The organism is Agrobacterium sp. 5Ca50 (assembly GCF_055381905.1).
In genome coordinates this window covers 2,064,775-2,080,473 of record NZ_AP026438.1, presented here as the reverse complement: position 1 = coordinate 2,080,473, position 15,699 = coordinate 2,064,775, and the positions used below count along the sequence as shown (strand labels likewise).

Genomic DNA, 15,699 nt, shown 5'->3' with positions numbered 1-15,699 from the left:
TGTCTCAGGCCATGTTTCTGGCTGTGTCAGGAGACGGTGTCGTTGCTCTCGGATTTGACAGATGCTTTGATCCACTCCAGCACGTAGACCCGAAGCGAGGAGGAAAGGTTGCTTTCTGGCGGGCGATTGTCATCGATCTCGGCCAGCAATGCGGCAAAACTCATGCTGCGATGGCGGGCAATATCCTGCAATTCGCTCCAGAAGGCGTCTTCCAGGGAAATGCTGGTACGGTGACCGTGAAGAGTGGCTGAGTGTTTGCGGATCACTGTTTCGGCTTTCGAAACTGATTCAAGCAGTTGTCAGATTGAGTCCGAAACCCGCTGCAAGTGTTTGAAAAGTAGCGTTTGTTTCCGCTCACTTGTCATCCTGCGGCTTTTCGATGCGCCCCTGATCCAGCGTTTTTTCCGCTTTGTCATTCAGGGCGCTGGTCAGGTTCTTTTCCGCCTTGGTGCGCCCGAAGGTAATGCGGTTCTGGTCCGCCTGCTTCTCTTTCTCAGAGCGCGCCTTCTGTTTGCGGAACTGGCGAAGATTGACAACGTCAGCGGACATCTCGGTTTCCTGACCAATAAGTGTCAACATAAAACGAAAGTGGCGGGAACACCCGCCACGACCTTGAACCAAAACAAATGGCTTCGTTCATTCTGTAAGCGCACCAGTCACAAAGCGAATGGTGCTGCCGGATTAATGTTTCTTGCGGAATGCGTCGAGTGAAACGACCGAGCCGGCCTTTTTCTCTTCGCCTGCTTCACCTTCGACCGCAGGTGCCTTTTCGGCCGTCACTTCCGGATAAGCGGTGATTTCTGCGCCTTCGGTTTCTTCCTCCTCGTCAGACAGCGGAACGTCGAATTCCAGCTCAAAGTTGACGGAAGGATCGTAGAAGCCACGGATGGCGTTAAACGGAATAACCAACTTCTCTGGTGTGTCGGAGAAGGAAAGGCCGATTTCGAACTGAGTTTCGGTGATCTTCAGATCCCAGAACTGGTGCTGGATGACGATGGTCATCTGCTCGGCATATTTAGCCTTGAGGTGCTGGGAGATTCGCACTCCCGGCGCGCCGGTCAGGAAGGTGATGAAGAAGTGATGATCACCGGGAAGGCGGCCAGTTGCGGCAACTTCGCTCAGCACCTTGCGGATAACGCCGCGAAGAGCATCCTGTGCGAGAATATCGTAACGGATATGGTCCTGCCCCATGCGATCCTATCTTTCTTTATACATGCAATTGTCTTTGCAGACACTATATTCAATGACGCATGGGACGGCAACGCCAAACCCTGCGTACGAGTCACGTCATTATATAGGAATTTGTTGAAAGAAAGAAGGTGGAGGTTTCTGTTGCCAGGTACCTCCGAACCCCGCCTTACGGGGCTAACCGTAAGGACTTAGAGCGGAATTCCCGCACCGCCATTAGGCAGCGAGAGCGTATTCCTTAGCGTTGTTGTCATTTGCAACTACACTTGTGACCCGATAACGGCGGTATCATGCCGAGCAAAAGTACGATCTTTACGCCCTTGTCGATCCTATTTCGCCCCCATCAAAAGCCGGCCAGAAGGCCGCCGGTTTTTGGTGGAGGCGCCGGGTACCGCCCCCGGGTCCAATAGGTTTATTACACCGACCATTTATCGCCATATCTTCTTGCGAAGCACTCTCTAGATAAGCCGGAGACGTGAACAAAACAAGGGTCTGATTGGTTTTATCCGTTAAATTCAATTGGAAGCCTGAATGGACGATTGCACCATTGTGTTTTTGCAAACGGGCCGGAAAACCCCTTTAAAGTCAGGCTATGTGACAAGTTGGCAAAACATCATGGCCGTTCTTGACGCAATCATTGCTCTGATAGATTGTACTTAACAAGCGCCTCCTGAAGTTTGTGGAGATGACGCTTGAGGACACATGAAGGAGAGGACATGACGGACTATCTTGCAGATGTGAAAAAATACGACGCTAATGCAGACGAGGCAATCGTCAGCAAAATCGTCAAGTACCTGGGTATTGCGCTTCGCAATCGCGATTCCTCGCTGGTTTCGGCGTCCGATCCTGAAGAACTGGCGCGCGTGAAAGAAAAGTGGTGCGGCAAAAAACTTGGCGTCACGGGCGCCGCCGCCGATAATGCCGTTGATGCCGTGTGCAAAACCCTGGCGGCTGACCGCTCCAAATCGCGCGTGACCTTTTATTATCTGGTGGCCAAGGAACTAAGCAAACTGGGTGACCTCTAAAAAAGCGGGGGAGCGCCCCCGATAGACATTGGTTCCGCCGCCTTTCACTATTATATTCCAGTCAATATGGAATCTGCGGCGGACCCCTCATGAAGCAATATCTCGACCTTCTCCGACATGTGATGGACACTGGAAGTGACCGTGGCGATCGCACCGGCACCGGGACACGCTCGGTGTTCGGTTATCAGATGCGATTTGATCTCTCTGAAGGGTTTCCGGTTCTCACCACCAAGAAGCTGCATCTGCGCTCGATCATTCACGAACTGCTGTGGTTCCTGAAGGGTGATACCAATATCGCCTATCTCAAGGAAAACGGCGTTTCGATCTGGGACGAGTGGGCGGATGAAAATGGTGATCTCGGTCCGGTCTACGGTGCGCAGTGGCGTTCCTGGCCAGCCCCTGACGGTCGCCATATCGATCAGATTGCCCTGTTGATTGAAAGCCTGAAGACCAACCCCAATTCGCGCCGTCATATCGTATCGGCATGGAACCCGGCTCTGGTGGATGACATGGCGTTGCCGCCGTGCCACTGCCTGTTCCAGTTCTATGTCTCCGATGGCAAATTGTCCTGCCAGCTGTACCAGCGTTCGGCTGACATCTTCCTCGGTGTGCCATTCAACATCGCATCCTATGCTCTGCTGACACTGATGGTGGCGCAGGTGGTTGGTTTGAAGCCGGGTGACTTCGTGCACACGCTGGGTGACGCGCATATCTATTCCAACCATTTCGAGCAGGCGCAGTTGCAGATGACGCGTACGCCGAAAGCCTTGCCGACACTGCGCATCAATCCTGACGTGAAAAGCCTTTTTGACTTTAAGTTCGAAGACTTTACGCTGGAAAACTACGAAGCTGATTCAAGCATCAAGGCGCCGATTGCGGTATGAGCACGCCCAACATTTCCCTGATTGCCGCAATGACAGAAAACGGTGTTATTGGCCGCGAGCTTGACATGCCGTGGAAGCTGTCCACCGATCTCAAGCGGTTCAAGGTGTTGACCATGGGTAAGCCGATGATCATGGGTCGCAAGACATTCATCTCGGTCGGCGAGCGTCCCTTACCGGGGCGTCCGCATATCATCATCAGCCGCAATGCCGATTATCGCCCAGATGGTGTTGATGTAGTGTCGTCGCTGGAGGCCGCACTTGATCTGGCAAAGACCAAGGCGAAAGAGCTTGGCGTGGACGAGGTTTTTGTGGCCGGTGGCGGTGAAATCTACGCCCAGTCGATGCCATTTGCCGACCGCCTTTATATGACGCATATTGATGCACGGATTGATGGGGATACGTATTTCCCGGACATTGATCCTGAGCAGTTTGAAAAGGTGGACGAAACGGCCGCACCAGCCGGTGAGAAAGACAACTATGCTGTGACCTTTGCTACCTACAGGCGAAGAGGCGCGGCAAAGTGAACAATTTACCCTGATTGTCGAATAAGTTACCGCCTCTGCGTTGAAACCGCAGGTTTGCGTCCCTATAACGGGGTCGATATACCCGTTCAGCGCGAGCAATCGGCAGGGTGGGGGCGGGAGAATTCATAACACAAGAGGTATTGATGCCCTGGAGCAATCAAAATGGCGGCGGCGGCCCTTGGGGCGGCGGCGGTGGTAATAACCAAGGAGGCCCGTGGGGGCAGGGACCGAACCGTCCGCGTGGCGGCGGTGGTGGTGGTGGAAATGGTGGCCCACCGGATCTGGAAGACATTATCCGACGCGGACAGGATCGTTTTCGCAACATATTGCCGGGCGGTTTTAATGGCGGTGTTGTTGCCATACTTGCGCTGGTGCTGATTGCTTTCGTTGCCATGCAGTCCATTTACACGGTGCAGCCAGATGAGCGCGGCGTTGAACTGCGTTTCGGCAAGCCGAAGGATGAAGTGTCCATGCCGGGCCTTCACTTCCATTTCTGGCCGATTGAAACGGTCGAGATCGTCAAGGTTACAGAGCAGCAGCAGAATATTGGTTCGCGTGCGACATCGTCGACCGGTACAGGTGTCATGCTTTCCGGCGACCAGAACATCGTGAACGTACAGTTCTCCGTGCTGTTTACCGTAACGGATCCAAAGTCTTATCTCTTCAACGTCGACACGCCTGCTGAAACCTTGCAACAGGTTTCCGAAAGCGCGATGCGTGAAGTTGTTGGTCGCCGTCCGGCGCAGGACATTTTCCGTGATAACCGCCAACAGATCGCTGCTGATGTTCGTAACATCATTCAGGCGACGATGGACGGTTACGGAGCTGGCCTTTCGATTAATGCTGTTGCTATCGAAGATGCAGCACCGCCGCGCGAAGTGGCAGATGCGTTTGACGAAGTGCAGCGCGCCGAGCAGGACGAAGACCGTTTTGTTGAAGAAGCCAACCAGTATGCCAACCAGAAGCTTGGTGCGGCACGCGGTCAGGCAGCTCAGATCCGCGAAGAAGCAAACGCTTACAAGAGCCGTGTTGTAAACGAGGCTCAGGGTGAAGCGCAGCGTTTCGTGTCCATCTATGATGAATACACCAAGGCACCTGATGTTACCCGTCAGCGTCTGTTCATCGAAACGATGGAACAGGTCATGAAGAGTACCAGCAAGATCATTATTGACGAGAAGCAGGGGGTTGTTCCTTACCTGCCGCTCAACGAGATTACACGCGGTGCCGCAGCGGCTGCCGCGACGCAGGGAGGCAACTAATATGAGCAATCGTCTCTCTGCACTCCTCGTTTTTATCGGCCTGGTGCTGTTCTTCGGTTATTCGTCGATTTTCGTGGTTACTGAACGTCAGCAGGCCATCGTGGTACGCTTCGGTCAGATCAAGGATGTGAAGACCGAACCAGGTCTGTACTTCAAGCTGCCATTCGCTTTCATGGACGCGGATCGTGTGCAGTACATTGAAAATCGCGCTCTGCGTTTCGATCATGACGACATCCGCGTGCAGGTTTCCGGCGGCAAGTTCTATGAGGTAGACGCATTCGTTGTTTACCGCATTACCGATGCCCGTCGTTTCCGTGAAACGGTTTCGGGTGACCAGATGTCTGCTGAAGCACGTCTTCGCACACGCCTCGATGCCTCGCTTCGCCGGGTTTACGGTCTGCGCGGTTTCGAATCGGCCTTGTCTGATGCCCGTGCATCGATGATGCAGGAAGTTCGTGACGATCTGCGTCCTGACGCGGAATCGCTGGGTATCAGCATCGTGGATGTTCGCATTCGCCGTACTGACCTGACGCAGGAAGTCTCGCAGCAGACCTTCGAGCGTATGAAGGCTGAACGTCTGGCGGAAGCCGAACTGATCCGCGCTCGCGGTAATGAACAAGGTCAGCGCCGTCGCGCTATCGCGGACCGTCAGGTCGTCGAGCTGGAATCGGAAGCGCAGCGCGATTCTGAAGTCATGCGCGGTGAGGGCGACGCTGAAAGAAACCGTATCTTCGCGGATGCTTTCACGCGCGATCCGGCCTTCTTCGAGTTCTACCGTTCAATGGCTGCTTATGCCGCCTCGATGAATGGCAAGGACACGACGCTGGTTCTGTCACCAGACTCGCAGTTCTTCCGTTATTTCAACAACCTCTCGGGCACACTGCCTCAGCCACAGACACCGGCTGCACCGGCACCAGCCAACTGATTGATGTTGAATGTCTGATAGGAAAAAGGCCGGTTTGATACCGGCCTTTTTTTATTGCGAGTGATTTTTCAGGATTTGGATTGATGACGAAACAGACTGACGATGCGGTTCTGCTGCCAGTGCAAAAGCAACTGGAGGCCTACAATGCCCGCGATATTGAGTCATTCATGCCTTGGTGGGCAGAGGATTGCCAATATTACGCATTTCCCTCAACGCTTCTGGCGAACAGCGCCGCAGAAATTCGCGCTCGCCACGTTGAACGTTTCAAAGAACCTGATCTTCAGGGAAAGTTGTTGAGCCGTTTATCCGTCGGCAATGTGGTGATCGACCATGAGACGGTGATCCGCAACTTCCCCGAGGGTAAAGGTGAAGTCGATGTGATTTGCATCTACGAAGTTGAAGATGGCAAGATCGCCAAAGCATGGTTCAAGCTTGGCGAACCTGTGATCTATGACGGCAATACTCGGCAAATATAGAGGAAAATGCTGTTGATCACGAAAAGGTATTTTTACACTTCATCATTCCGCCTTATGGTTGATGAATAGGATTGAGAGAAAGCTTGCATTCCCCGAATAAATCATGCGTTAAGCGGGAAGAATAAGTTTTTTAGAATTCGATTTGCGGTTCACGACACGAGGATACCATGGCCCTGATACTGCGCTCGCCTTTCCGCTCCACCGTTTCCGTGGCAGCAGGAATTGCAATGTTGATGAACGGTCTGGTTTTGACGGTGCCAGCATATGCGCAAAGCCAGGGACCAGCCTCGGTTGCTGATCTTGCCGAGCCGTTGCTGGACGCGGTGGTGAACATTTCCACCTCGCAGAAGGTCAAAGAAACTGGCAAGGGTCCTGTGCCGCAGGTGCCTGAGGGTTCGCCGTTCCAGGAATTTTTCAAGGATTTCTTTGATGGCGAGCGTGAGCAGCAAGGTGGCCAAAAGGTCAACTCGCTCGGTTCCGGTTTCGTTATCGATCCCAAGGGGTTTGTTGTTACCAACAACCACGTCATCGAAGGTGCTGACGATATCGAGGTGGTGTTTCCAAACGGCTCGAAGCTGAAGGCAACGCTTGTCGGTACCGATACCAAAACCGACCTTTCCGTTTTGAAGGTAGAGCCGAAGGCGCCGCTCAAGGCTGTGAAATTCGGTGATTCCCGCGCCATGCGCATTGGTGACTGGGTGATGGCCATCGGTAACCCGTTTGGCCTCGGTGGTTCGCTGTCCGTCGGCATCATTTCGGCGCGTGGCCGTAACATCAATGCTGGTCCTTACGACAACTTCATCCAGACGGATGCGGCGATCAACAAGGGTAACTCCGGTGGTCCGCTGTTTAACCTCAAGGGTGAGGTTATCGGCATCAACACGGCGATCATTTCGCCAAGTGGCGGTTCCATCGGTATCGGTTTTGCAGTGCCGACCGAACTTGCCCAGAACATCGTCAATCAGTTGATCGAATTTGGTGAGACACGCCGCGGCTGGCTCGGTGTACGCGTGCAGCCTGTGACTGATGACGTGTCGGCAAGTCTTGGTCTTGATAGCACCAAGGGTGCGCTGATTTCTGGCGTCGTGAAGGGTGGTCCGGTTGAAAACGGTCCTATCCAGGCTGGCGACATCATTCTGAATTTTGACGGCAAACCGGTCAATGAAATGCGTGACCTGCCGCGTGTTGTCGCTGAAAGCCCGGTTGGCAAGGAAGTAGACGTTATCATCGTGCGGGATGGCAAGCAGCAGACTGTAAAAGTCACGCTCGGCCGTCTGGACGATGCTGCTTCGGCCACGGAAGAGACGACATCGGAAGATCCAACCGATGGTGACACCGGCAACGACATGACCCAGCAGGATGATGGTTCGCCGATGGTCGACGATCAGATGACTGATGGCAATGACGCGCCACAAAACGTGCTTGGCATGCAGCTGGTGAAGTTGACCGACGAGTTGCGGACTGCACGTGGCATCGCGTCAAGCGTTGAAGGCGTGCTGGTCGAGAGCGTGACCGACGGTTCGGTTGCTGGCGAAAAGGGTGTGAAGTCGGGTGATATCATCGTTGAAGTTGGGCAGGACTTTATGGAAGTTCCCGGTGATGTGATGGTTCGCGTCAACGGTCTGAAATCCGAAGGTCGCAAGAACGCCCATATGATGATTGCCGATGCGCAGGGCAATCTGCGGTTTGTGGCCCTGCCGCTCGAATAGGCTGTCCCAAACCGAAAGCAAGAATCAAAACCCCATGCAGATGATGATCTGCATGGGGTTTTGTTTTGAATTCCGCTGTGTGGCGTGACGGGGGTGTCAGGTCAGAAACTGTCGTTCGATCTCGATGAGTTTCTGTTTGCGCCATAGCCCGCCGCCATAACCGGTCAAGGATCCGTCTGCGCCTATGACGCGGTGGCAGGGAATGATCAGGGCGATCTGGTTGGCGCCATTGGCGCGGGCAACGGCGCGCGTGGCGGTTGGTCTGCCAATCTGTTCGGCAATCTGGCTGTAACTGCGCACAGCGCCTGCCGGTATCTCACGCAAGGCATCCCAGACGGTGCGGGTAAATTCGCTGCCGTGGCAGGCGAGCGGTATCTTGAAATCTGCGGACTTGCCGGTGAAGTAAGCGTCCAGTTCCTTCTCCAGCACGTCATGCGGTGGAAGACGGCCAACACCGACACTGCCCTTTGACAGGTCCACTAGTTTTTTCAGTTCAGCCGGAAGGGCTTTACGGTCGGCGAACTCCAACAGGTGCAAGGATTTGTTGTCGGTGACGGCGATCATCGTGCCTAGCGGCGTGGTCAACCAGTCTGCCTGCAGCAGTGCATTGTCTGCCAACCGCCCGGGGACTTGCCCGAGCAGGCGCGAGAAGGCGACACGAAATGCGGTGGGGGATTCAAAACCGGCATCCTGCTGGGCATCGATAACGCGGCCACCATCACCCAGCGTTTCGAAACCCTGCCGGAGCCGTTCCAGTCGTGCCATTTCCAGAAAGGTCATGCCGAAATGCCGTTTGAAGCTGCGGCGAACTGTGGAGGGGTCGAGATTCAATCTCTCGACATCCTGTTCGCTCCAGCGATAACCGGGCTTGTCCTTCAAGGCATTCAGCAAGGTGGCGATGGCGGGATCGGCCTCGGCGGCTGGACCGAGCGGGTGACATTTGAGACAGGCTCGAAAGCCGGCCGACATACATTCAGGCACGCTTGCAAAGAAGCGGCAATTCTCCGGCTTCGGCTTGCGGGCCGGGCAGGTGAGACGGCAGAATATTCCGGTCGAGGTTACCCCGACATAGGCGCGGCCGTCATAGGACTGGTCGCGCTCCAGAAGAGCCTTGTAGAGTGTTTGGGTGTCAGGAAGAGCAAATAACATGGCTCTTATTAAATCACATCCGACACGACTGTAGCCTGAAATCGGGCGTGCATTTTTTTTAAAAAGCTCAAACTGACCGATCAAACCATTGTTGGCGCGTCATCGCATAGGTCACATGCCGTTTCAGGTGCGGATGGGTGTCGGGCACGCGCGGATGGTCAAAGTCGCGCTCGGGGCTGCGAAACAGGCCAAGCCGTTTCATGACCGCGGTTGAGCGGTTGTTGGCCTCAACTGCAAAGGAAACCACTTCCGGCATGGCTTTGTCTTCAAACGCATTGGCCAGCAAAGCATTGGCAGCTTCGGTTGCGTAACCATTACCCCAGAAACGGGTGGCGAAACGCCAGCCGATTTCCATTGTGCCAAAGGGGAATATGCCCTTCATGTCGACGGGGGCAATGCCGCAGAACCCCATCGGCTCCTGGCTTTCGCGCAGCTCCACCGCGTAAAAGCCAAAACCGGTTGCACGGATCATGTCGTTGACACGCTCAAGGGCAGCATCGGCTGCCTCATAGCTGTGGCGAAACGGAAAAAACTCCATGACCTTTTCATCCGCGTTGATCTCACGGAAAAGATTGCGATCGCTCTCTTTCCATTCGCGCAGGATCAGACGTGGCGTTTCAAGCATCATCAAGCGGTAACAAAATCCGATTTGCGATAGCCCTGAATATAAAGAAGGGCGGTCAGGTCGCCGTGGTCGATACGAATTTTTGCTTCAGCGGCAACGGCAGGCTTGGCGTGAATGGCAACGCCAGAACCGGCAAGGCCCAGCATACCGAGATCGTTTGCGCCGTCACCGACGGCAATGGCATCATCGGTTGAGATGCCAAGTTTGCCAGCGATGTCGATCAGCGAATCGACCTTTGCCTGTTTGCCAAGAATTGGTTCTGCGACCGTGCCATCCAGAGCGCCGTTTTCTTCGCCCAGCAGATTGGCGCGGTTTTCGTCAAAGCCCAACATGTCGGCCACGCGGCTGGTAAAGACGGTGAAGCCGCCGGACACCAGCGCCGTGTAATGGCCCTTTGCCTTCATGGTGGCGATCAGTTCCTTGCCACCCGGTGTCAGGGTGATGCGCTTTTCAATGACGTCATCCACAACGGAAACCGGCAGTCCTTTGAGCAGGGCAACACGTTCACGCAGCGCCGGTTCAAAGGCGATCTCGCCATTCATGGCACGGGCGGTAATGGCGGAAACCTTGTCTTTCAGGCCAACTTCGGCTGCCAGCTCGTCAATGCATTCCTGGCCGATCATGGTCGAATCCATATCGGCGATCAGCAGTTTCTTGCGGCGGGTGTCCTGGTCCTGAATGACGATGTCGACGGGCGCGCCATCAAGGGCTGCTTCAACCGTCTGGCGGGCTGTCGTTGCATCGGTGCCGTCAGCAAGTACGATATCGCACGCTATGCCATCTGCCAGCCAATAAAGACCGGAAGCATTGAGTGCCTTTGCCACCTTTTCTCCAAGGGCCGAAGTAACGACAGGATTTGACGGATTGGCAATAAGCGTGGCAACGAGAGCCATGATGAAAAACCTTGATGACGATATCGATGCGATCCTGATAACCGGACCGACGGCCAGCGGCAAGTCCGCGCTTGCACTTCGTCTGGCGCGGGAACGCAATGGTGTGGTGATAAATGCCGACAGCATGCAGGTTTACGATACGCTGCAGGTGTTGTCGGCTCGCCCGTCCGAGGCGGAGATGGAAGGCGTTCCGCACTTTCTCTATGGCCATCTGCCGGCAAGCCAGCTTTATTCCACCGGCGAGTGGTTGCGGGATGTGACCGCACGTCTCGAACAGTTGAAAAACCAAGGACGTTTTCCGGTTTTTGTCGGTGGCACCGGGCTTTATTTCAAGGCGCTGACCGGCGGGCTTTCCAACATGCCGGCCGTTCCCGACGATATTCGCGATCTTTATCGCACGCGCCTTATCAATGAAGGTTCGGCCGCATTGCATGCCGAGCTGGCGCAGCAGGACCCTGAAGTTGCCGCAGTGCTGAATGTGCAGGACGGGCAGCGTATCGTGCGGGCGCTGGAGATATTCAAGGCGACCGGCCAATCGATCTCGCATTTTCAGGGAACCAGCGGCCCCGTCATCGTCGATCCGGCGCGGGCGCAAAAATTCGTGGTGCTGCCCGACCGGGCGGTGCTGCATGACCGTATCAACAGGCGGTTTGAACTGATGATGGAGAAGGGGGCTGTGGAAGAGGTCCAGGCTATTCTGGCACTTAACCTTGCACCGGATGCAACGGCGATGAAGGCCATTGGTGTATCGCAGATTGCCGAGCTGCTGGCCGGACGTTTGACACGCGAAGAGGCGATTGAGCGGGCGTCTGCTGCAACCCGCCAATATGCCAAACGGCAGATGACATGGTTCCGCAACCAGATGGGCGATGATTGGGCGCGGATCGCGCCCTGATCAATCCTTGCGATACAGGCTTCCGAGTGGCTTTTTCAACAAGCTTTCTCTCAGCGAACCAGCCTTTGGCAGGCCGGACGAGGTGCCCGGCTGCTGATTTGTGGTAACGCTTTTGAAGGCGCTGGTACCTGGCAGCATTTCCGGCCGGTAGGGCTCATAGGACTGGTCGGATTCCGTTGAGCGGATTTCCTTGTTCCAGCTTTCCAGTTCCGCTTCGCTGGCCATCTCGTCGTAACTGTCCTGCGCCAGTTCCGCGAAATGATCCTGTTCCGATGCACCATAGGTCGCTTCAAAACTTTGCTGGAAGTTGGAAATGTCCGGGCCCGCCTTGGAGCGCATACGGCTGACGATGGTGCTGAGGTCCATCGTGCCGGGGGTTGGGTCTTCAATCCTGCTGGAGGCGATTGCTGCCTTTGGCAGATTGCCCGCTGCAAGGCGGGTAAACTTCATGCGCATCGGAACGGCAATCGCTTCACCAAAGGCAATCGCTTCGCCGTTGCCGATGGAAGACAGGAAACTCATGGTCGAGAGCGACGAATTGGGCATGGCCGAGCGGATGATATCCTGATCCCGCTCATTGGAAAGGCGCATGGCGAACAGTGTCGAGCACTGCGACAGAATGGTCTGGTCGAGCTCACCCGGACGCTGGGTAATCACACCAAGCGACACACCATATTTACGGCCTTCCTTGGCAATGCGGGCAATAGCCTGGCGGGTTGGCACGAAGCCAAGCTCCTGATCTGCGGGTACGTAACGGTGTGCTTCTTCACAGACCACCAGCATGTGAATGGCGCCGTTGCTCCACAGTGCAAGTTCGAATGCCATGCGGCATAGCACTGACACCACAGAGTTGACGACCTCTGATGGAATGCCGGCAAGCTGGAAGGTGGAGATTGGTTTGCCATTGCCGGGAATACGGAAGATGTGGGCAATGGTCTCCATGATCGTGTCGCTGATCGTGCTGTTGGAGAACATGAAGTGGTAGCGCGGATCATTGATTGCGGAAATGATCCGCATTTTCAATGAACGCAGGAACGGTTTGTCGCTGCGCCCTTCTAGGCGGCCAATACGTTCGTCGATCAAGGCCAGTAGGTCGGCAATACGGTAAGGGACTGGCGTATCAGCGGTGATGGAGCTTTTGTCGGACGGGCGGCGCATAGGCGCGCTTTCGGAACCGCGAAACGCCCGTTTGGCGTCAGGAATAATGTCACGCAGTACATCGAGTTCTTCCGGTATCGGCTTACGGCCGCGGAACAGCACCTCGGCAAATTCCTCAAGCCGCATTAGCCAGAAGGGCAGGTCAAGCGTGTCGGTATCGATCACAACAGAATGTTTGGGGAAGGCGGCAGCAAATTCATTATGCGGATCGAGAATCAGCACACGCAGTTTCGGGTCGGCCTCGATTGCCTTTTGCAGCAGCAGGGAGACCGCGCTCGATTTACCCACACCGGTCGAGCCGACGACCGCAAAGTGTTTCGACAGCATCGAGGGAATATGAATGGCGGCATCAATGGCCTCGTCCTGCGAGAGACGACCGACGATGCAGGTGCTGTCCTGTCCACTGTCATAGATGCGGATCAGGTCTGCGGAACGGATACGGTGAACGATGGCGCCCAGATGCGGATATTGCGAAATGCCTGTGGTAAAGGTTTCGCTGCCGTCGGGCTGGCGCTGGATTTCACCGAGAATTTCAGCTTCGACATTGAAGTTGTTGTTTTCGTTTTCCCGCCACTGATGGTGTTGGGTGTTCATGGCGTAGGTCAGGGCAATCACGCGGTTCTGGCCGACCGCAATGGTAATCAGTCGCCCAACGGACCACAGTTCCGTTAGGTCGGTTTTCCCGTCGGCAGCGACGCTCGACAGGGTGGCGCGGGAACCGGTGCAGGACACGACACGGCCCAGCATACGGTTGGCTGCGCTATGTTCATCGCGTCTGTCTTGCTCTCCGGCCGTTGCCGATTTGCGAAGGTCGTCGTTGAACATGTTTTTCCCTGAACTTGTCTTGCTATTTTTTGTTGGGAAAAAGCTACCGGTTCGACTTTAATAACTCGTAAGGATTTTGCGAAACTTTCTTACGGAAAATGCCGGTTTCTGGAACGAAATGAAATAGAAGCTGATTTTTTTAGCAACATACGTTGACGGATAATGCTTTTCTGGCTAACACTCCGACCCATGAAAAATCTTAACGTACTTATCGTGGTGGGACGGCGCATGGGCAGGATGGTGTAACCATCCGGCGAAAGCTCCCATGCGCTAAAACAGGCTCCTCAAGGGGCCTTTTTTTATGTCTCGAAACGGGCCAACTGGTCCAACGATATTCCAAAGCCAGAAGCGGGATGGAAAAGGCAATGACGGATAAGGAAACCACAGACAACAGCAACCGTATGACAGGAGCGGAAATCGTTCTCCAAGCGTTGAAGGACAACGGCGTGGAACACATTTTCGGTTATCCTGGCGGTGCTGTGCTTCCAATCTATGACGAGATTTTCCAGCAGGACGACATTCAGCACATTCTCGTCCGTCATGAGCAGGGTGCAGGCCACGCGGCAGAGGGTTATGCCCGCTCCACTGGCAAGGTTGGCGTCATGCTTGTTACCTCCGGTCCAGGTGCCACCAACGCGGTTACGCCGTTGCAGGACGCATTGATGGACAGCATTCCGCTGGTTTGCATTTCCGGCCAGGTCCCTACATCTCTCATCGGTTCTGACGCGTTTCAGGAGTGCGATACCGTTGGTATCACGCGCCCTTGCACCAAGCACAACTGGCTGGTCAAGGATGTAAACGAGCTGGCTGGTATCATCCACGAAGCGTTCCGCATCGCACAGTCCGGCCGTCCGGGTCCTGTTGTTGTCGACGTCCCCAAGGATATCCAGTTTGCCACCGGCACATATACGCCGCCGACGGCAGCCGTTTCCAAGAACAATTACAAGCCGAAGCTTCAGGGCGACGTTCATGCGGCCCAGGCTGCGGTTGAATTGATGGCGCAGGCCAAGCGTCCGGTTTTCTACACCGGCGGCGGCGTTATCAACTCCGGTCCGGAAGCAACCCGTTTGCTGCGCGAACTGGTTGAACTGACTGGTTTCCCAATCACGTCGACACTGATGGGTCTGGGTGCCTATCCGGCCTCTGGCGACAAGTGGCTGGGCATGCTGGGCATGCACGGTTCCTACGAAGCCAACATGGCCATGCATGATTGCGACGTCATGATCTGCGTCGGCGCACGTTTCGATGACCGTATTACCGGCCGTCTCAACGCGTTTTCGCCAAATTCCAAGAAGATCCACATCGATATCGATCCGTCGTCGATCAACAAGAACGTTCGCGTTGATCTGCCGATCATTGGCGATGTTGCCCATGTTCTGGAAGACATGGTTCGCCTGTGGCGCGCCATGGCGAAAAAGCCGGAAAAGGCACAGACAAGTGAGTGGAACGAGCAGATTGATCGCTGGCGTGCCCGCAATTCCTTTGCCTACAAGAACTCCAAAGACGTCATCATGCCGCAATATGCGCTTCAGCGCCTGTATGAGGCATCCAAGGCGCGTGACACCTTCATCACCACGGAAGTCGGCCAGCACCAGATGTGGGCGGCCCAGTTCTTCGGTTTTGAAAAGCCAAACCATTGGATGACGTCGGGCGGTCTCGGCACCATGGGTTACGGCCTGCCTGCTGCTATTGGTGTTCAGGTTGCGCATCCGGAAGCTCTGGTTATCGATATTGCCGGTGACGCCTCCATCCAGATGTGCATTCAGGAAATGTCCTGCGCCATCCAGTATAACCTGCCGGTCAAAATCTTCATTCTGAACAACCAGTATATGGGCATGGTTCGCCAGTGGCAGCAGTTGTTGCACGGCAACCGTCTGTCCAACTCCTACACCGAAGCAATGCCTGACTTCGTCAAGCTGGCGGAAGCCTACGGTGCCGTTGGAATGTATTGCGACGATCCGAAGGAACTGGACGACAAGATCGCCGAGATGATTGCGGTCAATAAGCCGGTTATCTTCGACTGCCGCGTTGCCAACCTTGCCAACTGCTTCCCGATGATCCCGTCGGGCAAGGCCCACAATGAAATGCTTCTGCCGGACGAAGCGACCGACGAAGCCGTTGCCAACGCTATCGATGCCAAGGGCCGTCAGCTCGTTTAAGGATC

General features: G+C 55.1%; 16 protein-coding genes and 1 other RNA gene. 9 read left to right on the top strand and 8 right to left on the bottom strand.

The window, feature by feature from the left end:
- Nucleotides 1-26: 26 nt before the first annotated feature.
- The 4 genes from ACZ5FM_RS10290 to ssrA form a co-directional block, all read right to left on the bottom strand.
- Nucleotides 27-266, bottom strand: a complete 240-nt coding sequence (locus ACZ5FM_RS10290) for a ribbon-helix-helix domain-containing protein (protein WP_275641595.1) — start codon at nt 264-266, stop codon at nt 27-29.
- A gap of 88 nt (nt 267-354) precedes the next feature.
- Nucleotides 355-549 (bottom strand): DUF4169 family protein, encoded by a 195-nt coding sequence (locus tag ACZ5FM_RS10285; protein WP_259144375.1) that lies wholly within the window; start codon nt 547-549, stop codon nt 355-357.
- A gap of 132 nt (nt 550-681) precedes the next feature.
- Nucleotides 682-1,191 (bottom strand): SspB family protein, encoded by a 510-nt coding sequence (locus ACZ5FM_RS10280; protein WP_192488555.1) that lies wholly within the window; start codon nt 1,189-1,191, stop codon nt 682-684.
- Nucleotides 1,192-1,318: 127 nt separating this feature from the next.
- Nucleotides 1,319-1,680: a transfer-messenger RNA gene (ssrA, locus tag ACZ5FM_RS10275) on the bottom strand.
- Between the two features lie 224 nt (nt 1,681-1,904).
- On the opposite strand from ssrA, the gene ACZ5FM_RS10270 reads away from it, so the two are divergent.
- From ACZ5FM_RS10270 to ACZ5FM_RS10240, 7 genes are all read left to right on the top strand, one after another.
- Nucleotides 1,905-2,213 (top strand): DUF2853 family protein, encoded by a 309-nt coding sequence (locus ACZ5FM_RS10270; protein WP_464038610.1) that lies wholly within the window; start codon nt 1,905-1,907, stop codon nt 2,211-2,213.
- An 89-nt stretch (nt 2,214-2,302) separates the two neighbouring features.
- Nucleotides 2,303-3,097, top strand: coding sequence for a thymidylate synthase (locus tag ACZ5FM_RS10265; RefSeq protein ID WP_250981839.1), 795 nt, complete (start codon nt 2,303-2,305; stop codon nt 3,095-3,097).
- Entirely contained in the window at nt 3,094-3,621 is a 528-nt protein-coding gene (locus ACZ5FM_RS10260; RefSeq protein ID WP_464038609.1) for a dihydrofolate reductase, read from the top strand. The genes ACZ5FM_RS10265 and ACZ5FM_RS10260 overlap by 4 nt, the downstream gene beginning before the upstream one ends.
- Before the next feature lie 143 nt (nt 3,622-3,764).
- Nucleotides 3,765-4,880 carry an FtsH protease activity modulator HflK gene (gene hflK, locus ACZ5FM_RS10255; protein ID WP_259144421.1) on the top strand — a complete coding sequence of 372 codons (1,116 nt, stop codon included), beginning with the start codon at nt 3,765-3,767 and terminating at the stop codon, nt 4,878-4,880.
- A 1-nt stretch (nt 4,881) separates the two neighbouring features.
- A complete protein-coding gene (gene hflC / locus ACZ5FM_RS10250; RefSeq protein WP_259144424.1) occupies nt 4,882-5,805 on the top strand; it encodes a protease modulator HflC in 924 nt (307 codons plus the stop codon).
- 83 nt (nt 5,806-5,888) lie between these two features.
- The gene (locus ACZ5FM_RS10245) at nt 5,889-6,281 is read left to right on the top strand and encodes a nuclear transport factor 2 family protein (protein ID WP_464038608.1); all 393 of its coding nucleotides are present in this window, start codon (nt 5,889-5,891) and stop codon (nt 6,279-6,281) included.
- Nucleotides 6,282-6,448: 167 nt separating this feature from the next.
- Nucleotides 6,449-7,990 carry a Do family serine endopeptidase gene (locus ACZ5FM_RS10240; protein ID WP_464038607.1) on the top strand — a complete coding sequence of 514 codons (1,542 nt, stop codon included), beginning with the start codon at nt 6,449-6,451 and terminating at the stop codon, nt 7,988-7,990.
- A 96-nt stretch (nt 7,991-8,086) separates the two neighbouring features.
- Here ACZ5FM_RS10240 and ACZ5FM_RS10235 read toward each other — a convergent pair whose 3' ends face one another.
- The 3 genes from ACZ5FM_RS10235 to serB form a co-directional block, all read right to left on the bottom strand.
- On the bottom strand, nt 8,087-9,139 hold the full coding sequence (locus ACZ5FM_RS10235) for a bifunctional transcriptional activator/DNA repair enzyme AdaA (RefSeq protein ID WP_250981834.1): 1,053 nt from the start codon (nt 9,137-9,139) through the stop codon (nt 8,087-8,089).
- Nucleotides 9,140-9,206: 67 nt separating this feature from the next.
- The gene (locus ACZ5FM_RS10230) at nt 9,207-9,770 is read right to left on the bottom strand and encodes a GNAT family N-acetyltransferase (RefSeq protein WP_250981833.1); all 564 of its coding nucleotides are present in this window, start codon (nt 9,768-9,770) and stop codon (nt 9,207-9,209) included.
- Nucleotides 9,767-10,657 carry a phosphoserine phosphatase SerB gene (serB, locus tag ACZ5FM_RS10225; protein WP_259144470.1) on the bottom strand — a complete coding sequence of 297 codons (891 nt, stop codon included), beginning with the start codon at nt 10,655-10,657 and terminating at the stop codon, nt 9,767-9,769. The genes ACZ5FM_RS10230 and serB overlap by 4 nt, the downstream gene beginning before the upstream one ends.
- On the opposite strand from serB, the gene miaA reads away from it, so the two are divergent.
- Nucleotides 10,656-11,552 (top strand): tRNA (adenosine(37)-N6)-dimethylallyltransferase MiaA, encoded by an 897-nt coding sequence (miaA, locus tag ACZ5FM_RS10220; RefSeq protein WP_464038606.1) that lies wholly within the window; start codon nt 10,656-10,658, stop codon nt 11,550-11,552. The two genes, serB and miaA, sit on opposite strands and share 2 nt — an antisense overlap.
- On the opposite strand, the gene ACZ5FM_RS10215 is transcribed toward miaA, so the two are convergent.
- A complete protein-coding gene (locus ACZ5FM_RS10215; RefSeq protein ID WP_464038605.1) occupies nt 11,553-13,535 on the bottom strand; it encodes an ATP-binding protein in 1,983 nt (660 codons plus the stop codon).
- A gap of 365 nt (nt 13,536-13,900) precedes the next feature.
- Here ACZ5FM_RS10215 and ACZ5FM_RS10210 point away from each other — a divergent pair, with 365 nt between their 5' ends.
- A complete protein-coding gene (locus tag ACZ5FM_RS10210; RefSeq protein ID WP_464038604.1) occupies nt 13,901-15,694 on the top strand; it encodes an acetolactate synthase 3 large subunit in 1,794 nt (597 codons plus the stop codon).
- Nucleotides 15,695-15,699 lie beyond the last annotated feature (5 nt).